The 21,738-nt window shown below is 67.4% G+C and carries 28 protein-coding genes; 8 read left to right on the forward strand and 20 right to left on the reverse strand.

Going from position 1 to position 21,738, the window contains the following annotated elements:
• Positions 1–16: 16 nt before the first annotated feature.
• The 13 genes from D9X30_RS01805 to D9X30_RS01865 all read right to left on the reverse strand — a co-directional run bounded on the left by D9X30_RS01805 (position 17) and on the right by D9X30_RS01865 (position 9,126).
• Complete coding sequence (locus D9X30_RS01805; protein WP_194946473.1) at positions 17–508, reverse strand: TlpA disulfide reductase family protein; 492 nt, start codon at positions 506–508, stop codon at positions 17–19.
• A 10-nt stretch (positions 509–518) separates the two neighbouring features.
• Positions 519–1,175, reverse strand: coding sequence for a sulfur oxidation c-type cytochrome SoxX (gene soxX / locus D9X30_RS01810; protein WP_153946402.1), 657 nt, complete (start codon positions 1,173–1,175; stop codon positions 519–521).
• A gap of 17 nt (positions 1,176–1,192) precedes the next feature.
• Positions 1,193–2,047: a sulfur oxidation c-type cytochrome SoxA gene (soxA, locus tag D9X30_RS01815; RefSeq protein ID WP_153946401.1), complete on the reverse strand. Its 855-nt coding sequence runs from the start codon at positions 2,045–2,047 to the stop codon at positions 1,193–1,195.
• A 138-nt stretch (positions 2,048–2,185) separates the two neighbouring features.
• A complete protein-coding gene (locus tag D9X30_RS01820; protein WP_153946400.1) occupies positions 2,186–2,650 on the reverse strand; it encodes a DsrE family protein in 465 nt (154 codons plus the stop codon).
• 41 nt (positions 2,651–2,691) lie between these two features.
• Entirely contained in the window at positions 2,692–3,003 is a 312-nt protein-coding gene (soxZ, locus tag D9X30_RS01825; RefSeq protein ID WP_066736673.1) for a thiosulfate oxidation carrier complex protein SoxZ, read from the reverse strand.
• Between the two features lie 64 nt (positions 3,004–3,067).
• Positions 3,068–3,523, reverse strand: a complete 456-nt coding sequence (gene soxY, locus D9X30_RS01830) for a thiosulfate oxidation carrier protein SoxY (RefSeq protein ID WP_066736675.1) — start codon at positions 3,521–3,523, stop codon at positions 3,068–3,070.
• 142 nt (positions 3,524–3,665) lie between these two features.
• Positions 3,666–3,995 (reverse strand): c-type cytochrome, encoded by a 330-nt coding sequence (locus D9X30_RS01835; protein ID WP_066736677.1) that lies wholly within the window; start codon positions 3,993–3,995, stop codon positions 3,666–3,668.
• Between the two features lie 286 nt (positions 3,996–4,281).
• The gene (locus D9X30_RS01840; protein ID WP_153946399.1) at positions 4,282–5,175 is read right to left on the reverse strand and encodes an EamA family transporter; all 894 of its coding nucleotides are present in this window, start codon (positions 5,173–5,175) and stop codon (positions 4,282–4,284) included.
• A 162-nt stretch (positions 5,176–5,337) separates the two neighbouring features.
• Positions 5,338–6,606 carry an NAD(P)/FAD-dependent oxidoreductase gene (locus tag D9X30_RS01845; RefSeq protein ID WP_153946398.1) on the reverse strand — a complete coding sequence of 423 codons (1,269 nt, stop codon included), beginning with the start codon at positions 6,604–6,606 and terminating at the stop codon, positions 5,338–5,340.
• Positions 6,607–6,610: 4 nt separating this feature from the next.
• Complete coding sequence (locus D9X30_RS01850; protein WP_194946469.1) at positions 6,611–7,045, reverse strand: c-type cytochrome; 435 nt, start codon at positions 7,043–7,045, stop codon at positions 6,611–6,613.
• A gap of 19 nt (positions 7,046–7,064) precedes the next feature.
• Positions 7,065–7,910, reverse strand: a complete 846-nt coding sequence (locus tag D9X30_RS01855) for a BON domain-containing protein (protein ID WP_153946397.1) — start codon at positions 7,908–7,910, stop codon at positions 7,065–7,067.
• Between the two features lie 175 nt (positions 7,911–8,085).
• Positions 8,086–8,673 (reverse strand): phosphoheptose isomerase, encoded by a 588-nt coding sequence (locus tag D9X30_RS01860; protein WP_153946396.1) that lies wholly within the window; start codon positions 8,671–8,673, stop codon positions 8,086–8,088.
• 30 nt (positions 8,674–8,703) lie between these two features.
• Positions 8,704–9,126 carry a YraN family protein gene (locus D9X30_RS01865; protein WP_153946395.1) on the reverse strand — a complete coding sequence of 141 codons (423 nt, stop codon included), beginning with the start codon at positions 9,124–9,126 and terminating at the stop codon, positions 8,704–8,706.
• A gap of 15 nt (positions 9,127–9,141) precedes the next feature.
• Here D9X30_RS01865 and rsmI point away from each other — a divergent pair, with 15 nt between their 5' ends.
• Entirely contained in the window at positions 9,142–10,077 is a 936-nt protein-coding gene (rsmI, locus tag D9X30_RS01870; RefSeq protein WP_153946394.1) for a 16S rRNA (cytidine(1402)-2'-O)-methyltransferase, read from the forward strand.
• A 118-nt stretch (positions 10,078–10,195) separates the two neighbouring features.
• Here the strand turns inward: rsmI and D9X30_RS01875 are convergent, their stop codons facing one another.
• Positions 10,196–10,969 carry a septal ring lytic transglycosylase RlpA family protein gene (locus D9X30_RS01875; protein WP_194946468.1) on the reverse strand — a complete coding sequence of 258 codons (774 nt, stop codon included), beginning with the start codon at positions 10,967–10,969 and terminating at the stop codon, positions 10,196–10,198.
• Positions 10,970–11,256: 287 nt separating this feature from the next.
• Between D9X30_RS01875 and D9X30_RS01880 the strand changes: the two genes are divergently transcribed.
• The 3 genes from D9X30_RS01880 to D9X30_RS01890 all read left to right on the forward strand — a co-directional run bounded on the left by D9X30_RS01880 (position 11,257) and on the right by D9X30_RS01890 (position 13,006).
• Entirely contained in the window at positions 11,257–11,907 is a 651-nt protein-coding gene (locus tag D9X30_RS01880) for an MBL fold metallo-hydrolase (RefSeq protein ID WP_153946393.1), read from the forward strand.
• 3 nt (positions 11,908–11,910) lie between these two features.
• On the forward strand, positions 11,911–12,624 hold the full coding sequence (locus D9X30_RS01885) for a 3'-5' exonuclease family protein (protein ID WP_153946392.1): 714 nt from the start codon (positions 11,911–11,913) through the stop codon (positions 12,622–12,624).
• 151 nt (positions 12,625–12,775) lie between these two features.
• Positions 12,776–13,006 carry a hypothetical protein gene (locus tag D9X30_RS01890; protein ID WP_153946391.1) on the forward strand — a complete coding sequence of 77 codons (231 nt, stop codon included), beginning with the start codon at positions 12,776–12,778 and terminating at the stop codon, positions 13,004–13,006.
• 92 nt (positions 13,007–13,098) lie between these two features.
• Here D9X30_RS01890 and arsC read toward each other — a convergent pair whose 3' ends face one another.
• Positions 13,099–13,458 (reverse strand): arsenate reductase (glutaredoxin), encoded by a 360-nt coding sequence (gene arsC, locus D9X30_RS01895; protein WP_153946390.1) that lies wholly within the window; start codon positions 13,456–13,458, stop codon positions 13,099–13,101.
• Between the two features lie 191 nt (positions 13,459–13,649).
• Between arsC and D9X30_RS01900 the strand changes: the two genes are divergently transcribed.
• Positions 13,650–14,237, forward strand: coding sequence for a GNAT family N-acetyltransferase (locus D9X30_RS01900; protein ID WP_249640857.1), 588 nt, complete (start codon positions 13,650–13,652; stop codon positions 14,235–14,237).
• Here D9X30_RS01900 and D9X30_RS01905 read toward each other — a convergent pair.
• From D9X30_RS01905 to D9X30_RS01915, 3 genes are read right to left on the reverse strand one after another with little or no spacing between them, the layout of a single operon-like run.
• Complete coding sequence (locus D9X30_RS01905; protein WP_153946389.1) at positions 14,234–14,872, reverse strand: FMN-dependent NADH-azoreductase; 639 nt, start codon at positions 14,870–14,872, stop codon at positions 14,234–14,236. The two genes, D9X30_RS01900 and D9X30_RS01905, sit on opposite strands and share 4 nt — an antisense overlap.
• 21 nt (positions 14,873–14,893) lie before the next feature.
• Complete coding sequence (locus tag D9X30_RS01910; protein WP_153946388.1) at positions 14,894–15,373, reverse strand: GNAT family N-acetyltransferase; 480 nt, start codon at positions 15,371–15,373, stop codon at positions 14,894–14,896.
• Entirely contained in the window at positions 15,370–15,831 is a 462-nt protein-coding gene (locus tag D9X30_RS01915) for a carboxymuconolactone decarboxylase family protein (RefSeq protein WP_153946387.1), read from the reverse strand. Before D9X30_RS01915 ends, D9X30_RS01910 begins: the two co-directional genes overlap by 4 nt.
• A 59-nt stretch (positions 15,832–15,890) precedes the next feature.
• On the opposite strand from D9X30_RS01915, the gene D9X30_RS01920 reads away from it, so the two are divergent.
• Entirely contained in the window at positions 15,891–16,430 is a 540-nt protein-coding gene (locus D9X30_RS01920) for a MarR family winged helix-turn-helix transcriptional regulator (RefSeq protein WP_153946386.1), read from the forward strand.
• Between the two features lie 105 nt (positions 16,431–16,535).
• Here the strand turns inward: D9X30_RS01920 and D9X30_RS01925 are convergent, their stop codons facing one another.
• The gene (locus D9X30_RS01925; protein WP_153946385.1) at positions 16,536–17,804 is read right to left on the reverse strand and encodes a M20/M25/M40 family metallo-hydrolase; all 1,269 of its coding nucleotides are present in this window, start codon (positions 17,802–17,804) and stop codon (positions 16,536–16,538) included.
• 36 nt (positions 17,805–17,840) lie between these two features.
• Positions 17,841–19,097 carry an allantoate amidohydrolase gene (locus tag D9X30_RS01930; RefSeq protein WP_153946384.1) on the reverse strand — a complete coding sequence of 419 codons (1,257 nt, stop codon included), beginning with the start codon at positions 19,095–19,097 and terminating at the stop codon, positions 17,841–17,843.
• 403 nt (positions 19,098–19,500) lie between these two features.
• Here D9X30_RS01930 and D9X30_RS01935 point away from each other — a divergent pair, with 403 nt between their 5' ends.
• Together D9X30_RS01935 and D9X30_RS01940 are read left to right on the forward strand one after the other, a co-directional pair.
• Entirely contained in the window at positions 19,501–20,901 is a 1,401-nt protein-coding gene (locus D9X30_RS01935; RefSeq protein WP_153946383.1) for a C4-dicarboxylate transporter DctA, read from the forward strand.
• A gap of 50 nt (positions 20,902–20,951) precedes the next feature.
• A complete protein-coding gene (locus D9X30_RS01940; protein WP_153946382.1) occupies positions 20,952–21,644 on the forward strand; it encodes a GntR family transcriptional regulator in 693 nt (230 codons plus the stop codon).
• Positions 21,645–21,738 lie beyond the last annotated feature (94 nt).

Here is a 21,738-nt window from a genome sequence, read left to right on the forward strand (position 1 = left end):
TCGCCGGCGCGCCGGCTCAGGGCTTGCCGTAGCGTGCCAGCGCGGCCACGTCGTCGTCGATCATCTCGCCGACTTCCTTCTGCACCACACGCCCTTGCCCATCCAGCACGTACAGCTCGGGCAGGCCCTTGCGGGCGCCAAAGGCGCGGCGCAGCGCATCGGAATCCATCGTGGCGGGGAAGGTATGGCCGCGCTGCTTCAGGTACGCCACGGCTTCCTGCGGCTGCCGGTCGATGCTGACGGTCAACACCTGCAGTGTCGTGCCGCGCGTCTTGTCGTAGAGCGCCTGCAGGCGCGGGTTCTGCAGCGCGCAGAACGGGCACCACGACGCCCAGAACTCGATCACCACCGGCTTGCCCGCCCACTGCGAGGCAGGCACCGTGCGGCCGTCCAGCAGCCTGACATCGGGCAGGTGGATGGTGTCGCCCACCTCGGCGGCATGGGCGAGCGCGCTGGCCATGCCCAGCACAGCCAGCAGCCATATCATCGCCACGCGCCACGCCCGCATCATGCCGCCCCTACTGGTTGACCGGCGAGGCCGGGTCCAGCAACAGCGCCATGACGTCGCGGATCTGCTGTTCGGTCAGGATGCCCTTGTGGCCAAACCGTGGCATGTTCGAGCACGCGCTGTACGCGTTCGAATCCCAGATCTTGCCCCACGTGTAGCGCACCACGTCCGGCGAATTGCCGCGCAGCTTGCCGTATTGGTAGAGCGACGGGCCGATATTGCCGAACGAGATCTCTGCCTTGGTCAGCTGGTGGCAGGCGTAGCAGTTGGCACCGTTGGGCGCGCCCGCCTGATCCGAGAACTGCATGCCGCGGCCGTTCTGGGCGATCTTCTCGCCTTCCTTCCAGTCGCCGATGAAGTGGTTGTCGGCCGGGTACTTCACCTGCTTCAGCTCGGCGGCCTCGACCTTTTTCGCCACGGCGGCGGGCACGTGCAGACGGTCCGGGTACTGGCTGCAAGCCTTCTGGGTGGCGTCCTGGTGGATCACCCCCTCGACCGTGGACGGGCCCTTCGACGTGAACGACGATTCGATCATCTGGCGCACGTCGGCGTCGGTGACCTTGACGGACTTGTCAGCCCTGGCGCCCTTGGCGGCGGTCTGCGCGTGCGCGCCCGAGGCGGCCAGCAGCACCAGCGCGGCGGCGGCCATCGTATGGAGTGTCTTCATGTTGTTCTGCTCCGTGCTCAGCGCTTCATGTTCGGGCCGTCGTACGTGCCGCCGTTGGCGTTCTTCGCCAGGAACATCGTCAGGGCGGTAATCACGTCGGAGCCGTAGGCCGGTTCGGGGAATCGCTGCTGGCGCAGGCAGTCGTACAGGCGGTGCTGCATGGTGCGGACCTCGCCCTGCGACACGCGGTACGCGGGCCAGGTGGTGTACGCAGCCTGGGCGCCCTTCTCGGTCATCAGGTTCGGCAGGTCCTGCAGGCGGATACGCTGGCCGTCCACGGCGTGGCAGGTGGCGCAGGCAAAGTCATAGGCGCCGGCACGGTAGAAGAACATCTTCTGGCCCAGCGCGTAGACGCGCTTTTCCTCGGGGTGCGTCAGCTGGACGTTCATCTTCACGCCGCGCGATTCGCCGGTCAGGAAGGCGGCCAGGCGCTCGATGTCGGACGGCTTGCCCTGCGACGCGAACGGGTTCCTGGTGGCCTCTTCCTGCGTCAGGCCCTGCAGCGTCACGCGGCAGTACGCCAGGCGCTGTTCCAGGTCCATCACCTTGTTGGCGTCCTTGAAGTAGCGTGGCAGTTCGGCGTAGGCCCCCTTGGTCACGCCCGGGCCCTTGCCCAGGTCGCATTGCTCCAGCGATGCGTTTTTCGGGCCGGCGGGCTTTTTCCACAGTTCCTCGCCAGCGGCTTCCCACAGTTCGGCGGGATTGCCTTCGGCCAGCATCTGGCGGTACTTGGCGATTTCCTCGGCGGTGTTGTCCTGCGCCAGCGCGGGGCCGGACAGCGTCGCGGTGACGGCGGCCGCCACGGCGCCCAGCGCCACCAGCGCGGGGGCCACGGTGCGGCGCAGACGGCGAATGTTGCGCACGGTAACCATTGGGGGATTCTCCTCGCCATCGCGCCGCATGGCTGGCGGACGGACGGCCTTCTTGTGCGGGTCCGGCGGCTCGTTGCCGGACGGCTTGTCAGTGAACCCGGGCAGGCCGCGACGATGCGCAGCGGCCGCCCCGGTCCGTCACGGCTTGATGTAGGCGTAGCCTTCGTCGAACTGCAGGCGCGCGATTTCCACCACGCCCGCGGGCACCACCTTGGCATCCATCAGCAGGCTCTGCTCGGAGATGCGCCGTGCGGTCAGCGTGTTGCGGCAGGCGCGGAATTCCACGCCCGACGACGTCAGCGACGCCACCGCGGCCTCGAACGTGTTGCCGCGCGCATCCTTGGCGCCTTCCACCAGGAAGTCCACCCCATAGCCGAATGCCACGACCACGATCTTCGTGTCGGGCGCCCCGTTCAGGTGGTTGCGCAGGTTCGACATGGCGCGCACGGCCTGGTCGATACCGTCCGACAGCTGGTACACCACCTTGACACGGCCCTTGCCCGACGCCGCGGACGTGGGGGCCGGGGCCTGCTGGGCCGCCGCCTTGGCGGACAGTCCGATGGCGGCCAGGGCCGCCGTGGCACGAATGAATGCTCGACGCATGCTGCTTCTCCTTCGCCCGTATCAGGCCGGTTTCAGGGCCATCAGGCAATGGTGGCTTCGTCGGTACGCTTGTCGCCGCGGTTGTCGACCCAGGTCACGGTGACCTTGTCGCCCTTGGCGCCGCCCTTGAACTTGAAGTTCAGGAACGGGTCCTTCGACACCGCCGCGCCGAACTGGGCGTGGAACACTTCCTTGCCCTTGCACGATGCCACCACGGTCTGGATATGCCAGGCCGGAATGGTCTTGCCGGCCGAATCCTTGCGCTGGCCGGTTTCCATGTCGTGCTTCATCAGAATCTTGACGTCTACGACGCCGCCGTTTTCAGTGGCGCGAACGCGCATCGGGTCTGCCATGTGTTTCTCCTGTCAGCAGTCATCTGGAAATCTGGTCTCGAACGGTGCAACGGTCCGGCGGCGCCTAGCCGCCGCAGCCGCCCAGCGTGACCTTGATTTCCTTCGATGCGACGTACCATTTGCCGCCGGCCTTGACCGCGGCATGCACCACCGACGTCTGGCCCATCTTCACGCGCGTGGACACGAACGGCTCGGTGCCGGCCGGGATCGTGAAATCGGCGGCCAGCGTGTTCGGGTTCTTTTCCACCAGGATGGCGATCTGTTCGGTATCCGGGATGTTGCTGGTCACCGCCACCGGCACCACGGCGCCGTTTTCGGCGATGTCCGGGGCGTTGAAGGTGATGGCGCTGCTCTTCTCGGTGCCGCTGCCGCCCAGTGCCTTGATCACGTCGGCCACGCTCTTGCCGTCAAAGGCAGTCTTGTTCCATTCCGCGGCCTGTGCCTCGCTGATCAGGCCAGTGGCGGCCATCAGTGACAGGACCGCGGTCATCCGCAGTACATCTCGTCGTTTTGCATTCATCTTGCTGTGTTCCCGTACTACCCGGTTTCCTGTCGACCCCTGCCGCGCCGGTGCGTCGCCGGCCCATGCATGCATCTTGCGAATACTTCAAACGTGGCGGGCGCCCGGCACTGCCAGCCGCCCGCCCAGGCCAGAGCCCCGATTACTTGGCCGGTGCGCCGGCCAGAACCCACTCCACCACGGTCTTGATATCGGCGTCGCTGACGGCGGCGTTGGCCGGCATCGGCACCGGGCCCCAGACGCCCGAACCGCCATTCTTCACCTTGGCCGACAACTTGGTCAGGGCGTCCTTGTCACCCTTGTACTTGGCGGCCACGTCCTTGAAGGCCGGGCCAACCAGCTTCTTGTCCACCTGGTGGCAGCCCATGCAGGCATTCTTGTTGGCGATGGCCTGGGCCTTGGCGGCGTCGACGGCGGCGTGCGCGGACGCGGCGGCGGCCAGCAGCGCGGCGGCGATGACAAACTGCTTCATGTGTTGTGCTCCAAACTGAATGAGAGCCGTGGGGACGGCAAATGCCCGCGCTCGGATTGCTCCACGGCGCGGCGCGTGCTGGCCGCCGTTGGGGCGGGCTTCTCAGGAGTGCCCTGCGGTGATCGTTGGGGGCTCCCGGGCATATGCGGCCAGTCCGCTATTTTGCCTGAAGTCAAAGCCCGTATACGGACGCGACAGTGATAACCATATGCACAAAACAGGTGGGAATTGTCGCCTTATTGCGGGTTAACCCTTGGGCTGGCTGGCGCCGGGTCCGCAGGTGCCGCTATCGGCGTGCCAGCGTCCTGCCCGCCCAGAGCCGGTTGCCGAACACGTTCAGCAGCAGGCCGGCCATGACCACCACGGCGCCGGCCCATTGCGCGGCCGCCAGGTCTTCGCCCAGCAGCAGGTGGGCCGACAGCAGTCCCACCACCGGCACCAGCAGCGTCAGCGGTGCCACCTTGCTGGCCGCGTAGCGGGTCAGCAGGCGGCCCCACATCGTGTAGCCGAAGAGCGTGGCGGCAAACGCCAGGTAGGCGACCGCGAACACGGCCTTGCCCGAGACATGGGTCAGCGCGTCGGCGATGCGTGCCGGCCCCTCGAACCAGAGCGACAGCAGCGCAAACGGCACGATGGGGATCAGCGCGCCCCACACCACCAGGCCCAGCAGATCCACGGGGCCGATCTTCTTGCTGACGATATTGCCGGTGGCCCAGCACAGCGCCGCGCACAGCGTCAGCAGGAAGCCCGCCGCCGTCATGCCGCCGGGGCCGTGCGCGGCGGCGCTGCCGATCAATGCCAGCCCGCCGGCAGCAATCGCCATGCCGGCCAGGTTGTGCCAGCGCAGCGGTTCGCCCAGCCACAGCGCCGCGATGGCCACCGTGAAGAACACCTGCGACTGCAGCACCAGCGACGCCAGCCCGGCCGGCATGCCCACGGCCATCGCATAGAACAGGAACGCGAACTGGCCCAGGCTGATCGACGCGCCATAGGCCACCAGCATGCGCAGCGGAATGCGCGGGCGCGGGATGAAGAAGATGGCCGGGAATACCACCAGGCTGAACCGCAGCGTACCCAGCAGCATCGGGGGCATGCCGGACAGGCCCACCTTGATGACGACGAAATTGACACCCCACACCACGATGATGGCGAGGGCGAGCAGACGGTCTTTGGCTTGCATGATCGTGGAGAGAAAGCCGCGTCCTGGTTGTGGCCAGACAGGGGGCATGGACGTTCGGCACGACTAGCGTAGCAGCCCGCGCCGGCCAGGCATTGCACGATCCTGCGGTTTGTTTGTGGCGCCCGCGTCCCTTCCGGTCTTCTGCGCTTCTGCTGTTCCGCGTTACGCCAGCATGTCGGCCCAGACGCTGCGGGCCCATGCGAATCCGTACTGGCCTTCCAGCGCGCTCGGGGCCGTGGACAGCCCGCCAGATCCCGGCACCGTCAGCATCGTTCGCTCGGCGGGGTCGTAGCGATGCACGCTGGCGATGTGGATCGCCTCGGTCGACGACGTGAAGCTGTAGCAGGTATTGGTATAGAGCGGCACCGGGTCTGGCGCCCGCCCGGCCAGCAACTGCAGGATGGCGGCGGCGGCCACCTTGCCGTGCTGGTTGGCCATGGTGCCCGATTTCGGCATCAGCGGCGCGATCTGGACCGCGTCGCCCAGCACATGTATGTCCGGCGCCACCCGCGACGCCATCGTCAGGAAATCGACCTCGCACCAGCGGCCGTTGGCGGTGGCCAGTCCGGCCACGACCGCGATGGCACCGGCCCGCTGCGGCGGCAGCAGGTTGAGCACGTCCACGCGCTCGTCGTCCTGCACGTCGAACCGGATGGTACGGGTGGCCGGGTCGACGCCCACCGTGTCGTGCTGGGGCCGGTACTCGATCATGCCCGCGTAGCGCGTCTGCCAGACCTGGCGGAACAGCGCGCCCTTCGACGTGATATCGGGATTGGCATCGAACACCAGCACCTTGCTGCGCGGCTTGTGCTGTTTCAGATAGTCCGCCACCAGGCAGGCGCGCTCGTAGGGGCCCGGCGGGCAGCGGTATGGCGCCAGCGGAATGGTGATGGCAAAGGTGCCGCCGTCCGGCATGGCCGCCAGTTGCCGGCGCAGGACATCGGTCTGCGGACCGGCCTTCCAGGCATGGACGATCTGCTCGCCGCCGGGCGCCGACAGGCCGTCGATCGCGCCGGACTGCATTTCCACGCCCGGCGACAGGACCAGCCGGTCATACGGCAGCGTCGCGCCACCGGCCAGCCGCACCGTGCGCTTGCCAGGGTCGATGGCGGTCGCCGTATCGCGCACGTGCTTCACACCGTGACGCCTGACCAACGCATCGTAAGGCACCGTGATATCGGCCATCTGGCGATAGCCGGCCACGACGAGGTTCGACAGCGGGCACGACACGAAGGCGGCATCGGGTTCCACCAGCGTCACGTCCACCGCGCCGCGGCTCCAGGTGCGCAGGTAGCGGGCAGCCGTGGCGCCGCCGTAGCCGCCGCCGATGACCACCACCCTGGCCCGTGCGGCGGCGCGCGCCTGGCGCACGGTCAGTCCGCCCAAGGCCGTGGCGGCCAGCGCCGCCTTCAGTACGGAGCGTCGGTGCATCGGTCTATTTCTGGTCCGCGAACCACGCCGAAATGGCGATGATCTCGGTGTCGCTATAGCCCTTGGCAATCTGCGGCATCACCGTGCCGGGACGCCTGCCGTTCTTGAAGTTGAGCATCAGTTCGACCAGTTCGGCCTGCGAGCGGCCAGCCAGGCCGGGAACGGGACTATCGGCGGGCGCGCGGCCGTCCGGGCCATGGCAGACGGCGCACGACGCCGCCTGGTTGCGCGCCTGCTCGGTACGCGCGCGCTGGACCTCGATCGACATCTTGCCGGCGTCGGCGGGGCCGGTGGTCATCGGTGCCGAAGGCGCTGGGGCAGGCGCGGATGCCGATGCTGGCCCCGCCGCCGGCGACTGGGCGAGCAGCGGCGCGGCACACAGCCCGGCCGCGACACCGGCCATCCAACGCAGGGAGATCGGGAATCGCGACAGTGTCATGGCACTTTCCTTAAAAGGATCAGGGGAGATTGCGTCCCGGCGGCAGCGCCACCGGCGACGATACCGGGGCGGCCACCGGGCTGGTGGTAGCGCCCGAGGTGCCCATCGACGCCGGCGCATCCGACGTGACCGGCGCGTTTGGCTGGCTGCCCGGCACGGTCTGCACCGGCGCAGGCGTCCCCACGGCATCGCTGCCGGCGTTGCCGTTCTGCGACGATGCGGCCTGATCCAGGCGCGCACGCTCGGCTTCGCTCACGTAGTCGAACACCTTGACCACCTTCTGCACGCCGCTGGCGTTACGGGCCACGTCGGTGGCCTTGTCGCCCTCGGCCGTGGTGACCACGCCCATCAGGTACACGACGCTCTTCTCGGTGGTGACCTTGATCGAATTGGCGGGCACGCCATCGGCCGTGACCAGGAACGTTTTCACCTTGCTGGTCAGGTAGGTGTCGTTGCTACGGGTCATGAAACCCGGCGACGCCGTGATTTCCAGTTCGTTGACCACCTCGCGCGTGTTCGGCAGCCCGCGCACGTACTGCTCGATCTGCTGCTTGATCTGGGCGTTCGCGGCCTCGCCGGTCAGCAGCACCTTGCGGTTGAACACCGTCGTGCTCACGCGCGCCTGGCTGTCGCTGTAACGCTGGCCCAGCGTGCTGTCGATCTCCACCTGCAGGCCGCGGTCGATGGCCTGCGTGCCGGTCGGGCGGCGATCGGTGGCCATTACCACGCCGGTGCCCACGGCGCCGGCCAGGACGGGGAAGCAGCCCGCCAGCTGCGTGGCGGACACCAGCAGTGCGGCCACGGTGACAGCGGTACGGGCCAGGCGGGCGGGAGAGGTCTTGTTTTGATGGGTCACGTTCGTCATGCGGTTCTTGGGTTCTGGGTGGATGCCGAAAGGATGCGTGAAACAGGTTGCAGTTTCAGGTTTTCGCCATGTCTGTGGATAAGGCTGTGGAAGACATGGCGATTCCTGTGCACAGGTTGTGGGCAGCCTTGTGGATATCCCGGGATAACACGTGCCGGTCCGGGCTGCCCGGGCGTCATGCTTCGCCCAGCAATGCTTCGTCGATGCCGTCGCACAGGCAATGCAGTGTCAACAGGTGCACTTCCTGGATACGGGCCGTGCGGTCGCTGGGCACGCACAGGTGGATATCGAATTCGTCAAGCAGGGTGGCAATCCGCCCGCCGCCCTTGCCGGTCAGCGCCACCACGCCCATGTCGCGCTGGTGGGCGGCCTGGATGGCGGCCACCACGTTGGCCGAATCGCCAGACGTGGACAGCGCCAGCAGGATGTCGCCGGGCTGGCCCAGCGCCTCCACCTGCTTGGAAAACACCACCGAGAAATCGTAGTCGTTGCCGATGGCGGTCAGGATCGAACTGTCGGTGGTCAGGGCGATGGCGGCCAGGCCCGGGCGCTCGCGCTCGAAGCGGCCGATCAGTTCGGCGGCAAAGTGCTGGGCGTCGGCAGCAGACCCGCCGTTGCCGCACACCACGATCTTGTTGCCGCTGGTCAGCGCCGTCACCATCCGCTCCACGGCGGCATCGATATGCGGCGCCATCAGCGTCGCGGCCAGCCGCTTGGTCTCGGCACTGTCCAGGAAATGCTGCTCGATACTTTCAATACTCATGGTCTGGTGACATCTGCACAATCCCGCGCATTATGACGCAGCGCCCGCGCCGCTGTTCCCATCGGCCGACGTGAGGTCGAACGCGCCGGGCAGCCAGTCGATCCGGCCAGCGTCCATGGCCACCACATCCATGCGGCAGGGCGGTACGCCGTCCAGCGTGGCCAGATAGTGCGCCGCCGCAAGCAGCACGCGCCGCTGCTTGGCCGGCGTCACGCTCTGCGCCGCCCCGCCAAACCCCCGGCTGCGGCGCTGCCTGACCTCGACGAACACCAGCGTACCGTCGGCGGCACGCATGATCAGGTCGATCTCCCCGCCTTTGCAGCGATAATTGCGGACGACTGGCGCGAGCCCCTGCCGCTGAAGATAGGCCAGCGCGCGGTCTTCGGCCAGCGCGCCGCGTTGCGTCGTGCTACGCACGTCGGCGTGCGTGGTGGATTTGAATGAGTGATTCAACGGAAGTTCTCAAGCATGAGTGACTGGACCCAGCTGGCCGCCGGCCAGACGTACCCCGCCGGCACGCTTTACGTGGTGGCCACGCCCATCGGCAACGTGGCCGACCTGTCGCTGCGCGCGCTGCACGTGCTCGGGCTGGCCGATGCCATTGCCTGCGAAGACACGCGCAACACCGGCCAGTTGCTGTCCCGGGTGGGGCTGCAGCGGCCGCTGGTGGCCGTCCATGAACACAACGAACGCGAGGCGGCCGTGCGCATCGTCGAACGGCTGTCGGCAGGCGAGCGCATTGCGTACGTATCCGATGCCGGCACGCCTGGCATTTCCGATCCCGGCGCCCGGCTCGTCGAAGCCGTGCGCGCGGCCGGCCTGAACGTGGTGCCGCTGCCGGGCCCCAGCGCGGCCGTGACGGCGCTGTCGGTGGCCGGCGCCATGCTGGAGGCCGGCGAAGGCCGCTTCACGTTTGTGGGCTTCCTGCCCGGCAAGCCCAAGGCCCGCCAGGACGCCATCGCGGGGCTGGCTGCGCTCGATCACGCGTGGGTGTGTTACGAAGCCCCGCACCGCATCGCCGAAACCCTGGCGGCGCTGGCGGCCGGCCTGCCCGGCACGCGTCGGCTGCTGATCGGACGCGAACTGACCAAGCTGTTCGAAGAAACGCCGGTGCTGACGGTGGCCGAAGCGCCCGCCTGGCTGGCCGCCGAAGCCACGCGCGGCAAGGGGGAGTTCGTGCTGGTGGTGGAAGGCGCGGGCCGCGCCGTCGGCGGCGACACCGATACCCCTGACGCGGAGGCCCAGCGGGTGCTGAAGCTCCTGCTGGCGGAGCTGCCGGCCAAGCGCGCCGCCAAGCTGGCGGCAGCCGTGACGGGCGCCAGGACCGACGCGCTGTACAAGCTGGCGCTGGCGCAGCGCGCGGATGGGGCGGACGGAGTGGACGACGGCGACAACGACGCCTGAAAGCACAAAAGGCACGATCGGGGAGATCGTGCCTTTTGAGAAATTTCTTAATTGCGAGGGAAGCAGCGGGCGGAGGGTCGGGAGCGCGAGAATCGGGTTCCGGCCGGTGCGCATCGCCTTACTTGTGCTTGTGCTTGACCACGGCCTTGCCGGACCTGGCCCTGGCCTTCGATTTCGCCGGCACCAGCGTATTGGCGGTGTCGGGCACCTCGTCGGCGCCGCTGCCGTCACCGGCTTCCATGCCGCCCGCTTCCAGGTTCGGACCCAGCGCCGCCACCTCGGTGCGCGACAGCCGGCGGATTTCCACCTGCGTGGCGCCGTGGTCGACAAAGCTCAGGCGCTTGGCCGCGGCGTAGGACAGGTCGAGAATCCGGTTGCCGTGGTACGGGCCACGGTCGTTGATACGGACCACGGCCACCTTGTTGTTGCGCAGGTTGCGCACCAGCACCCAGCTATCGAGCGGCAGCGACGGGTGCGCCGCCGTCATGGCGCGCATGTCGAAGCGTTCGCCGTTGGCCGTCTTGCGGCCATGAAAGCCCTTGCCGTACCACGATGCCGTGCCACGCTGCTCGAACGTCCCCATGTCAGCGCGCAGGCCGTCGATCGACGACTGCGATGGGGCATTCTCGTCCTGCCAGCCGAACAGGTTCCAGTTGCCGCGATCGTCGCTCTTGGCGCTATTGCCACTGGCGCTGGGCTTCGCCGGCTTGGCCGCCTTCGTGGACAGCGCGCCGGTGGTGCTCGATGCGTTGTCGGTGTCGCCGCCCGGCGGCGTCGCGCACGCAGCCAGCACCAGCGCCGATACGAGGATCGCGCACTGACGCAGGAAGCGGTTGGAGCCGGGCGCTGTCTCGCGCACGGACCCCGGACGGGAAAGGGGCAGGCTGAACATAGGCGCGCAGTCTAACATTGGTCGTTTGAAGCTAGTGCCTTGATTTTGTTACGAAATCTGTTACAACGCCGCGCAATTGCCCGCAATCCACCGCCTGGCAAGGGATTGCGCCGTTCCCGCGGCGCAAAATCCGGGTGCTGACAACGCAACTTTCAGACGGCTCTCATCGCCGATTCAAACGTTTCACCATCTGTCGGGCGCGTGTTCGGCGGCTACAATGGACCACCCCTCCGGGCCCCCTTCCCCCCTCGAAGGTACCCGCCCGAACAGGCTTACCGATCACAAAAATGAAAGTCCTTCTGATCCCCGTGACGCCTTTCCAGCAGAACTGTTCGCTGCTGATCGATGAAGCCACGCAGCGCGCCGCCGTCTGCGATCCCGGTGGCGATCTGAATCGCATCACCGAGGCCATCAACGAACAGGGTGTGACGCTGGACAAGATTTTCCTGACCCATGGGCACGTGGACCACTGCGCAGGCGCCGCCGCGCTGGCGCGTCAGTACGGCGTGCCGATCGAAGGCCCGCAGGAAGACGAGCGATTCTGGATCGAGCAACTGCCCGAGCAGACGCGCCGCTTCGGCTTTGGCCACGCGGAAGTCTTCGAACCCGACCGCTGGCTGGAGAACGGCGACACGGTGGCCTTCGGCAACGAAACGCTGGAGGTCTACCATTGCCCCGGCCATACGCCGGGCCACGTGGTGTTCTTTTCGCGGGCGAACCGGCTGGCCATCGTGGGCGACGTGCTGTTCGCCGGATCGATCGGCCGTACCGACTTTCCGCGTGGCAATCACGCCGATCTGGTCCGGTCGATCCGCACGCGGCTCTGGCCGCTGGGCGATGACGTGACCTTCGTGCCCGGCCACGGCCCGGCATCGACGTTCGGCCAGGAACGCCGCAACAACCCGTTTGTGGCCGATCACCTGATCGACGTGGCCTGACGCATGGCAAAGAAGCAGCCGCCCGACACGCGACCGGAGATTTACGTCAGCACCGACGTCGAGGCCGATGGCCCGATTCCGGGCCCGCATTCGATGCTGTCGTTCGCGTCGGCCGCGATGCTGGCGGACAAGACCGTGATCGGCACGTTCTCCGCCAACCTGGAAACCCTGCCGGGCGCGGCGGGCCATCCGGTGCAGATGCAGTGGTGGAAAACCCAGCCCGACGCCTGGGCGGCTTGCCGGCGCGACCTGGAGCGCCCCGAGGACGTGCTGCCCCGCTACGTCGAATGGGTAGAAAAGCTGCCGGGCAAGCCGGTGTTCATCGCCTTTCCGGCCGGATTCGATTTCACCTGGATGTTCTGGTACATGATGCGCTTTGCCGGCCGCTCGCCTTTCGGCTGGGCCGCGCTGGACATCAAGACCCTGGGCTTCGCGCTGACCGGCCGGCCGTACCGGAAGTCGGTCAAGGCAGCCTTCCCGGCGCACTGGCACGACCCGTTGCCGCACACCCACGTGGCGCTGGACGATGCCCTGGAACAAGGTGCCCTGTTCTGCAACATGCTCGCAGAACTGCGCACGCGCGAAGCGCGTCTGGCGGCGCTTGCATCATCGCCTGATGCATTGCCTGATGCACTGCCTGGCGCATTGTCTGACGCGGACGGCAGCGAAAGCGAAGCCTCACATCCATCCTCAGACCCGGGCAAATCGGTGCGCTAGCCCACAAGCGCCGGCGGGCATCGGCGGCCGCCAGTGGCGGCAAGGGCACCACATTTGCGCGGCGTCTCCTATATTGGAAGTGTGCGGTGGCCCACCGGGCCACGAGTACGGCCGACCCCGATGCGCGGCGGCATGCCCAGGAGGTGTGACCATGCGTTTCCATCCAGACCTTCATCTCAAGGACCTGTCAGGCAGGCTGCATTGGCCGCATCGCTCCCACGCGCGCACCAACGTCGTTTCGCATTTCCATTCCTCAACGGAAGATGCCGAAGTCGCCAAGGCGCTGATCTATGTGAGCGCGGTCACCGCGATCGTGCTGCTGGTCGTATTGGCAGGCATCAGTTTCGGTCAGGAGGCCATGCACTGGCTGGGTGTTGAATAAACGACGACTCGCCTGAAGCGAATCGCCAACTGACCGGCCGGCCTCCCCTGGGGAGGCCGGTTCTATTTTGTGCGCCGCAACATCCCCGCGGGTCAGGCCAGCAGCGGGGCCACGTTCTCGGGCGGCCGGCCGATGACGGCGCGGCGGTTGCGCACCACCACCGGACGCTGCAGCAGGATCGGGTTGTCGGCCACGGCGGCCAGCAGTTCGGCGTCGGTCAGGCCCGAATCGGCCAGATCCAGTTCCTTGTAGACGGATTCGCCGTCGCGGATCATGTCGCGCACCGGCACGCCGAGCATCGTATGCAGCTGGCGCAGCGTGGACAGCGAGGGCGGCGACTTCAGGTATTCGACGATCTCCACCGGCTCGCCCAGCCGCTGCGCAGCGGTCTCCACGAGCGCAAGCGTTTCGCGCGACTTGGAGCAACGGGGGTTATGGTAGATCGTGATCATGGCGGCTTCCTCCTGCCCGCTTTCCGGGGCGTTCAAATATCCCGCACTATACCGCCGCGACGCGCGCATGCACCACGCTGGCGCGGTAAGGTAGGGGATGTGGCGGGCATGCATCCTGCATGGGCATGACCACCCGTCTTCCAGGGTCGCCGGCACCTTGCCGGCGCGGCCCTGCACTATTTAGAGATACCGTGTCCGCGCTGCCCGATTCCACTGCCGTGCCCGTCCGCAAGCCCTTCAGCCTGCGCGATGCCACCCCTGCCGACGTGCCCGCCATTCACGCCATCTACGCCCACCACGTGCAGCACGGCCGTGCCTCGTTCGAGGAGGTCGCGCCCACGCCCGACGACATGCGGACGCGCTTTGCCGAAGTCTTGCGCAAGGGCCTGCCCTATATCGTGGCCGAGCGCGATGGCGAGATCCTGGGGTACGCCTATGCGTCCAGCTATCGCGCCCGCAGCGCCTACCGCTTCGCGATCGAGGACTCGATCTATATCGACCACCGCCATACCGGCGAAGGCCTGGGCCGCGCGCTGCTGGCCGAGCTGATCGCGCGTTGCGAGACCGGACCGTGGCGCCAGATGGTGGCCGTGGTGGCGCTGACGTCCAGCGGCGAAGGCGCGGGCTCGGTGGCCGTGCACGAGCGGCTGGGGTTCCGCACCGTTGGCCGGCTGGAATCGGTCGGGCTCAAGCATGGCCAGTGGATCGACACCCTGCTGATGCAGCGCCCGCTCGGGGCGGGCGACGCGACGCTGCCCGACCCGGACGCCCTGCGCTAGCGGCCCGACCGCCAGGCCGGCAGCGCCTGCACCACGGTGGTGCACCAGGACTGCAGCTTGTCGAAGGCACGGGCCACGTGGTCGGGGCCGCGCGATGTACTTTCCATGCGCAGGATCTCTACCTGCTTCAGCCCGATCGTCTCCAGCACGTAGGTCAGGTACGGGCTGAAAAAATCGCGCTGGCTCGCGGCATCGTCCGAGAACCGGCCGCCGCACGACACCACGGCCAGCACCGGGCGGTCGCGCAGCAGGCCCTGCTTGCCTTGCGGCGTGCGGGCGAACGTGCGGTCCGTCCGGACGACCAGGTCGATCCACGTCTTCAGCGATGCCGGCACCGTGAAGTTGTGCATCGGCGTGGTGATCAGCACCACGTCGGCGGCCTGCAGTTCGGCGATCAGCGTTTCCGAGAGCGCCAGCGCGGCGGGATCGGCGTCGGTGCGGCCGGCGGCCACCGCCATGTTGGCGTCGGTAAAGGCCGCGTCGATGGGCGGCAGCGGCTGGGCCGCCAGGTCGCGCTCGACCACGGTCAGTTCGCCATGTCTGGCAGCCAGTTCCGCGCGCACGAGCTGGCCCGCGCGGCGGCTGGTGGAGGCGTCGCCACGCGGGCTGACGTTCAGGTGAAGCAGGGTTGCCATGTTTCGCTCAGGTGGACCGGATCAGCCGATCGGAAAGTAGAAGCGCAGGGCCCGCGCCAGCAGGCCGTTTCGGTAATAGAAGCGGTGCCCCAGCACATTGGTCAGCGGGGTATCGAGCACGAGCTGGGTGCAGCCTGCCGCTTCGGTCTCGGCCTTGAGCCAGTCCATCAGTTGCCGGCCGTACCCACCGCTGCGCGCGTTGGCATCGGTGACCAGATCATCCACGTACATATGGTGGCCGACGATCAGGTTGTCGGCGAAGCGATAGCCGGCCAGGGCCACCAGGCGGCCGTCGTCCCACAGTCCGGCCAGATGGTAGCCATCGCCGGTCTGGCGGCGCCAGCGCGTGACCAGTTCGGCGGCATCTGTCAGGTGCGGGCGCAGCTGGTGCATCAGCGGGAAGGCATCGGCCACCTCGGCGGCCGTTTCCAGCCGGCGGATCCCGATCTTCCCGGCGTTCTTCCCGGTGGTCTGCCCGGCGGCCGCGACGGTGGTGCTCATGCCTGGCTCCGGTGGGGTTCGGCGGCCGGCGGCGGAAAGTGCAGCCCGACGGCGATACGGTTCCAGGCATTGATCGACGCAATGGTCGCGGCCAGGAACACCAGCTCCTTGTCGTCGAACACCGCCCGGGCCCTGGCCAGCGCGGCGTCGCGGGCCGATGGATCGGTCAGCTGCGTCAGGGCCTCGGCCCAGTCCAGCGCGGCCATTTCCCGTTCGGCATAGATGCCGGCGTCACGCCAGCCTGCCAGCAGGTCGAACTTGCGCGGGTCGATGTCCAGCTTGCGCGCGATGTTCAGGTGGAACTGCAGGCAAAAGGCACAACCGTTGATCTGCGAGACACGAAGCTTGACCAGTTCGGTCAGCGCCTTGTCCATGCCGGACGCGGTCACCGCCTTGCTGACGCCCCCCAGCGACGCGTACACATCGGGCGCGGTCTGCGTGAAAGCCTGGAAATCCATGTCGAACTCCTTCGGGTAAGATGTCAGAGTTCGAAGATTAATGTAAGAGCTCTGACATTATGGCAAAGACCCTGCCGACCGAAGGGAAAAGCGAGAGGAAGCACCCGGCGCGACGGGACAGCGAGCCCGCCGATGCCGTGGCGATTCCGGCACCGGGCGAAGGCAAGCGCGGCGAAAGCGGCTATCTGGCGTACCTGCTGCGGCAGGCCAGCGCGGCCAACCGGCTGCATATGGAACGCGCGCTGGCCGATCTGGGCGTGACGCTGCCGCAGTTCTTCGTGCTGACGATGCTCGGGGCCTACCCCGGCATCTCGGGCGCCGACGTGGCGCGGCTGGCGATGCTGACGCCGCAGACGGTCAGCGTGATCATGGGCAATCTGGAGAAGATGGGCGCGATCGTGCGCCAGCCGCATCCGGTGCATGGGCGCATCCAGACCATCGCGCTGTCCGATGCCGGCCGCGCGTTGCTGGCGCAGTGCAAGGTACGCGCCACCGAGGTGGACAAGCAGTTGCGTGCGGGGCTGACGCCCGCCGAGGAAGCCGTGGTGCGGCGCTGGCTGGTGAGCCTGGCCGTGCCCGGTGAGGATCTGGCGGAATAGCGATACCGACCGCCCATGAAAAAAGGCCCGCCGGCAAACGCCGTACGGGCCATCATCACAACAAGGGGGTGCTACAAGGGTCTACGTGGTTGCCGATGCCGGCGCTCAGCCCATCAGGTCGGACAGCGCCAGGGCCACCACCTTGGTGGCGCGGTTCAGGTCGTTCAGGCGCAGGTTCTCGTCGGAGTTATGGCCACGGGCTTCCATCAGCGTGCGCGGGCCGGCGCCGTACAGCACAGTGGGGATGCCACGGCTCGTGTAGTGGCGCGCGTCGGTGTAGAGCGGCACGCCCTGCACCGGAATCTCCACGCCGAACACCGATTCGGCACGCGTCTTCAGCGCGCCGATCAGCTTGTCCACGCCCGGCAGTTCCGACAGCGGCTCGGCCAGGATGATGCGCTCGACCTTGACCTCGATGCCCGGACGATCCCTGGCGGCCTTTTCCACCACGGCGCGCAGTTCGCCTTCGGCGTCGAAGCCGATCTCTTCCGGGATCATGCGGCGGTCCACGCGGAACGTCACCAGGTCAGGCACCACGTTGGTGTTGATGCCGCCCTTGATCAGGCCAACGTTCAGCGTGGCGGTGTCGATACCCGGCACCTTGCTCTTGCGCGTGGCCAGTTCGGCGCGCAGGCCGTAGACCGCGTGAAGGATGTGCGTGGCGGCCTCGATGGCGTCCACGCCGGTGTGCGGCATGGCGGCGTGGCCTTGCTTGCCCTTGACGGTCACTTCCACGTGCAGGCAGCCGTTGTGCGCCGACGTGATGCCGTACGAGAAGCCGGCCGAAATCGCGTAATCGGGCTTGGTCAGGCCTTCGTCGAGCAGGAACTTCGGCCCGATGTCGCCGCCGGTTTCCTCGTCGTACGTGAATTGCAGTTCCACGGTGCCGTTGATCCTGGCGCCCTGCTTTTCCGCTTCCTGCAGCGCCAGCACGGCGTACGCGTAGGTGGCGAAGTCCGACTTCGACACGGCCACGCCGCGCCCGTACATGACCGGGCCATGTTCGCTGTCGGCGATCTCGCCGCCGTACGGGTCCTTGGTCCAGCCCAGCCCCGGCGGCACGACGTCTCCGTGCGCGTTCATGGCGATGGTGGGACCGCCGCTGCCGAACGTCTTGCGCACCAGCAGGTTCGTGGCGCTGATCATGCCGGCCGCCTTGACCAGTTCGTCGGGCACCTTGTGCGCTTCCACCTTGAAGCCCAGCCCTTCCAGCAGTTCCTTGGCACGCTTGCCGTGGGCCGCGCAATCGCCGGCGGGGTTGTCCGACGGCACCTTGACCAGTTCGGCCAGGAACGCTTCCTGCTGCGGACGGTGCTGGTCGATGTACTGCGTCAGCGTGGATTCGATCGGGTTCATGTTGTCTCGTGCGGTCATCTTCGTATCTCGGGAGTCTTCGGGTTGCCGGCAGGCTTATTGGGGACGGTGAAAGTGCTCGACGAAGTCCGCGAACACGCGCGCGGCGGTCTGGGCGTCTTCGGCCGTCATGGTCTCGGTGGGATGGTGGCTGATGCCGCCGTTGCCGCAGCGAACGAACAGCATGGCCACATCGGCGATGGCGGCGATGGCCATCGCGTCATGGCCGGCGCCGGAGGGCAGGTGGCGCACGGGTACGCCCTGCCGCTCCACGGCGGCAGCCCATTGCGACTGCAGCCACGGTGCGCACGGCACGCTGGCGGCCTCGTGCGTCTTGCGGATCTGCGCGCGCACGTTGCGGCGCGCGCAGACACGTTCGATTTCGGCCAGCACGTCGTTGACGGCGGCCTCGCGCTCGGCGTCGATGCCGGCGCGGATGTCGATGGAAAACGTCGCGCGGCCCGGCACCACGTTGGTGGCGCCATTCGGCACGTTGAACTGGCCCACCGTGCCCACCAGGCCCGGCTTGCCGCTGCAGCGCTTCTCGATGAACAGGCCGATCTCGGCGCCGGCCATCGCGGCGTCGCGGCGCATGTCCATCGGCACCGTGCCGGCGTGGCCGGCCAGGCCTTCCAGTTCGACGATAAAGCGCGTGGCGCCCGAGATCGCGGTCACCACGCCCACGGGGAGACCCTCGTTCAGCAGCACCGGACCCTGTTCGATATGCACCTCGACAAAGGCCAGCACGCGGCTGCGATCGTGGCGGGCGGCGGGCAGCTGGTCGGGTTCGAAGCCGGCGGCGCGCATCACTTCGCGCATGGTCTTGCCGGAGTCGTCCACGTTGTCGAGCACGTTGGTGTCGAACGTGCCGGCGATGGCGCGGCTGCCCAGCAGCGTGGCCTTGAAGCGCACGCCCTCTTCCTCGGCAAACCCGACCACTTCCAGCGCGAACGGAAAGCGCCTGCCCTGGCGGTTCCACTCGGCCACGCAGGCAATCGGCAGGATCACGCCCAGGTTGCCGTCGAAGCGGCCGGCGTCGCGCACGGTGTCGAAGTGCGAGCCGGTCAGCAGTGCCGGGGCATTGGGTTCGGTGCCTTCGTAGCGGCCGATCACGTTGCCGGCGGCGTCGCGGCGCACGGTCATGCCGGCCGCCTGCATCCATTCGGTCAGCTGCGCGGCAGCGCCGTGGTGGGCGTCGGTCAGGTAGGTGCGGGTGAGCAGTCCGGGCTGATCGGTATGGACGGCCAGGCTGTCGGCCCAGGCCATGATGCGGGTGCCGGTGTCAGCGGACAACGGCGTAGGGGTTGCTGCCATGTGCGTGTCTCTCCTGCTTGGTGCCTGAGCCCGGTTCAAGGATGCCTGGCAATCCTGCCAGTCCGGGCGGGCGCCCGGGACCGTGCTCTCTATTCTGTGCGATTCATGTTAGCACAGTGAATTCAAAAATTGCATACAAAAATGATATGCACTATATTGGCTTCCACGCACCGACAATCCGCCGCGGACAATCCGGTCCGGACAAGTGGATGGCGTGGATTCCGCCTCAACAGGGGGGCTTTCCGCGCGGGGGCAAGGCGTGCGGGCCGATTGGCCCCTGGTCCTTCCAGAAGTGCAACCCTCCCGGCGTCGGCAGGCATGTGACGGCGGGCACCCCTGAACCAGATCAGGGCAGGCCGATGGCAACCGATGCGCCACGGACCCGCCCGGCACGGAGACAACAATGCAGCATGCCGTACCCACGCAGCGCGCCGCAGGCCGCCTGCACACGCGCTTCACCCGTTCGTTGTTTGGCCAGGTACTGATTGCCCTGGCGCTCGGCACCCTGCTGGGCCTCGCCTTTCCCGAATTCGCCGCCAAGCTCAAGCCCCTGGGCGACGGCTTCATCAAGCTGATCAAGATGCTGATCGGCCCGGTGGTCTTCTGCGTGGTGGTGGCCGGCATCTGCGGCGCCGGCGAACTCAAGAAGGTGGGCCGGGTGGGCATCAAGGCGGTGGTCTACTTCGAGATCGTCACGACCATCGCACTGGCGCTGGGCATCGTGCTGGCCTACGTATTCCAGCCGGGCACCGGCATGAACGTGAACCCGCGCAGCCTCGATATCTCGGCCATGGCGGCCTACATCGAATCGGCCGACAAGGTGAAGAGCGCCGGCACGGTGGACTTCCTGATGAAGCTGATCCCGAACACGATCATGGGCGCGTTCACCAGCGGCGACGTGCTGCAGGTGCTGCTGGTGTCGGTGCTGTTCGGCTGCGCGCTGTCGGTGGTGGGCGAACCGGGCAAGCCGCTGGTGCGGATGATCGACAACTTCTCGGCCACGCTGTTCAAGATGATGGGCTTCATCATCAAGCTGGCGCCGCTGGGCGTGCTGGGCGCCGTGGCCTTCACGGTGGGCAAGTACGGCATCGGGTCGCTCAAGCAGCTGGGCTTCCTGGTGATCCTGTTCTACGGCGCCGTGGTGGTCTTCGTGCTAGGGGTGCTCGGCCTGATCCTGCGCCTGTGCGGCTTCTCGGTGCTCAAGCTGATCCGCTACCTGCGCGCCGAACTGCTGGTGGTGCTGGGCACCGCGTCGTCGGACAGCGTGCTGCCGCAGGTCATGAAGAAGCTCGAATTCATGGGCATCAAGAAGTCGGTGGTGGGCCTGGTGATTCCGACCGGCTATTCGTTCAACCTGGACGCGTTCTCGATCTACCTGACGCTGGCGGCCGTGTTCATCGCGCAGGCCACCAATACGCCGCTGGCGCTGGGCGACCTGCTCGGCATCCTGGCCGTGGCGCTGGTCACGTCCAAGGGCGCGCACGGCATTCCGGGGTCGGCCATCGTGATCCTGGCGGCCACGCTGTCGGCCCACCCGGCCATCCCCGCCATCGGCCTGGTGCTGGTGCTGTCGGTGGACTGGTTCATCGGCATCGCCCGCGCCGTGGGCAACCTGATCGGCAACTGCGTGGCTACCGTGGTGGTGGCCGCCTGGGAGCGCGATATCGACCGCGAACGCGCCCACGGCGTGCTCAACGGGACCATCCCGGCCAGCGAACTGGACGAAGGACTGTCGGCGCTGGTGGACAGCGTCGGGGAAGTCCCTGTGCCGGCGCCGCTGCCCGGGGCGGCGCCGGGGCGGTAGAATCGCGCCATCCCAGTCAACGCGCAGGTCCGGCAAGAGACGCGCACACCATGCCCGAGCACATCAATCCAGACATGACCGCCGAGGCGATTGCCGACGACATCGTCGCGGCCATCGTCTCGCACCGGCTGCCGCCCGGCACCAAGCTGCGCGAGGAAGCCCTGGCCAGCGTCTACCGCGTCAGCCGTACCAAGGTGCGCGCGGCGCTGCTGATGCTGTCCAAGGACAAGGTCATCCAGATCGTGCCGGACAAGGGGGCGTTCGTGGCCAAGCCCAGCGCCGAAGAGGCGCGCGAGGTCTTTGCCGTGCGCCGCATCCTGGAGGCGGCACTGGCGCGCGAGTTCGTGGCCCGCGCCACGCCGGCCGACTACAAGCGCATCGAAAAGCATCTGGCCGCCGAACGGAAGTCGCTGGCCGGCAACGACGCGCAGACACGCACACGCCTGCTGGGCGATTTCCACATCGTGCTGGCGGAGGTGGCGGGCAACAACGTGCTGACGGAAATCATGCGCGAGCTGTCGATGCGCAGCGCGGTCATCACCATGCTCTACCAGAGCCGGCGCGATGCCACGTGCTCGTCCGACGAGCACCGGGCGTTCATCGAGGCCGCCCGCGCAGGCGACGCCGACCGGGCCGTGGCGCTGATGGTGGAGCACCTGAATCACGTCGAAAGCGCGCTGCACTTCGAGGAAGTTCCGGCCGCCGCACGCGGCAAGGACCTGGTCGCCGCGCTGCTGGCGTAGGACAGTGCATCTGGCTTGATCGCCATCAAGGACGAGGACGGGATGGGAGGCGCATCATTCCTCTCGCCATGAAGTTGCGGGGGCGCACTTCATG

It is taken from the genome of Cupriavidus sp. U2 (assembly GCF_009663685.2).
Lineage (GTDB): Bacteria > Pseudomonadota > Gammaproteobacteria > Burkholderiales > Burkholderiaceae > Cupriavidus > Cupriavidus necator_C.

What these genes read in the sequence shown, in the direction of transcription:
- D9X30_RS01805 (WP_194946473.1), bottom strand. Translation starts at nt 508, where the DNA reads ATGCGGGCGTGGCGCGTGGCGATGATATGGCTGCTGGCTGTGCTGGGC.
- soxX (WP_153946402.1), bottom strand. Translation starts at nt 1,175, where the DNA reads ATGAAGACACTCCATACGATGGCCGCCGCCGCGCTGGTGCTGCTGGCC.
- soxA (WP_153946401.1), bottom strand. Translation starts at nt 2,047, where the DNA reads ATGGTTACCGTGCGCAACATTCGCCGTCTGCGCCGCACCGTGGCCCCC.
- D9X30_RS01820 (WP_153946400.1), bottom strand. Translation starts at nt 2,650, where the DNA reads ATGCGTCGAGCATTCATTCGTGCCACGGCGGCCCTGGCCGCCATCGGA.
- soxZ (WP_066736673.1), bottom strand. Translation starts at nt 3,003, where the DNA reads ATGGCAGACCCGATGCGCGTTCGCGCCACTGAAAACGGCGGCGTCGTA.
- soxY (WP_066736675.1), bottom strand. Translation starts at nt 3,523, where the DNA reads ATGAATGCAAAACGACGAGATGTACTGCGGATGACCGCGGTCCTGTCA.
- D9X30_RS01835 (WP_066736677.1), bottom strand. Translation starts at nt 3,995, where the DNA reads ATGAAGCAGTTTGTCATCGCCGCCGCGCTGCTGGCCGCCGCCGCGTCC.
- D9X30_RS01840 (WP_153946399.1), bottom strand. Translation starts at nt 5,175, where the DNA reads ATGCAAGCCAAAGACCGTCTGCTCGCCCTCGCCATCATCGTGGTGTGG.
- D9X30_RS01845 (WP_153946398.1), bottom strand. Translation starts at nt 6,606, where the DNA reads ATGCACCGACGCTCCGTACTGAAGGCGGCGCTGGCCGCCACGGCCTTG.
- D9X30_RS01850 (WP_194946469.1), bottom strand. Translation starts at nt 7,045, where the DNA reads ATGACACTGTCGCGATTCCCGATCTCCCTGCGTTGGATGGCCGGTGTC.
- D9X30_RS01855 (WP_153946397.1), bottom strand. Translation starts at nt 7,910, where the DNA reads ATGACGAACGTGACCCATCAAAACAAGACCTCTCCCGCCCGCCTGGCC.
- D9X30_RS01860 (WP_153946396.1), bottom strand. Translation starts at nt 8,673, where the DNA reads ATGAGTATTGAAAGTATCGAGCAGCATTTCCTGGACAGTGCCGAGACC.
- rsmI (WP_153946394.1), top strand. Translation starts at nt 9,142, where the DNA reads ATGAGTGACTGGACCCAGCTGGCCGCCGGCCAGACGTACCCCGCCGGC.
- D9X30_RS01875 (WP_194946468.1), bottom strand. Translation starts at nt 10,969, where the DNA reads ATGTTCAGCCTGCCCCTTTCCCGTCCGGGGTCCGTGCGCGAGACAGCG.
- D9X30_RS01880 (WP_153946393.1), top strand. Translation starts at nt 11,257, where the DNA reads ATGAAAGTCCTTCTGATCCCCGTGACGCCTTTCCAGCAGAACTGTTCG.
- D9X30_RS01885 (WP_153946392.1), top strand. Translation starts at nt 11,911, where the DNA reads ATGGCAAAGAAGCAGCCGCCCGACACGCGACCGGAGATTTACGTCAGC.
- D9X30_RS01890 (WP_153946391.1), top strand. Translation starts at nt 12,776, where the DNA reads ATGCGTTTCCATCCAGACCTTCATCTCAAGGACCTGTCAGGCAGGCTG.
- arsC (WP_153946390.1), bottom strand. Translation starts at nt 13,458, where the DNA reads ATGATCACGATCTACCATAACCCCCGTTGCTCCAAGTCGCGCGAAACG.
- D9X30_RS01905 (WP_153946389.1), bottom strand. Translation starts at nt 14,872, where the DNA reads ATGGCAACCCTGCTTCACCTGAACGTCAGCCCGCGTGGCGACGCCTCC.
- D9X30_RS01910 (WP_153946388.1), bottom strand. Translation starts at nt 15,373, where the DNA reads ATGAGCACCACCGTCGCGGCCGCCGGGCAGACCACCGGGAAGAACGCC.
- D9X30_RS01915 (WP_153946387.1), bottom strand. Translation starts at nt 15,831, where the DNA reads ATGGATTTCCAGGCTTTCACGCAGACCGCGCCCGATGTGTACGCGTCG.
- D9X30_RS01920 (WP_153946386.1), top strand. Translation starts at nt 15,891, where the DNA reads ATGGCAAAGACCCTGCCGACCGAAGGGAAAAGCGAGAGGAAGCACCCG.
- D9X30_RS01925 (WP_153946385.1), bottom strand. Translation starts at nt 17,804, where the DNA reads ATGACCGCACGAGACAACATGAACCCGATCGAATCCACGCTGACGCAG.
- D9X30_RS01930 (WP_153946384.1), bottom strand. Translation starts at nt 19,097, where the DNA reads ATGGCAGCAACCCCTACGCCGTTGTCCGCTGACACCGGCACCCGCATC.
- D9X30_RS01935 (WP_153946383.1), top strand. Translation starts at nt 19,501, where the DNA reads ATGCAGCATGCCGTACCCACGCAGCGCGCCGCAGGCCGCCTGCACACG.
- D9X30_RS01940 (WP_153946382.1), top strand. Translation starts at nt 20,952, where the DNA reads ATGCCCGAGCACATCAATCCAGACATGACCGCCGAGGCGATTGCCGAC.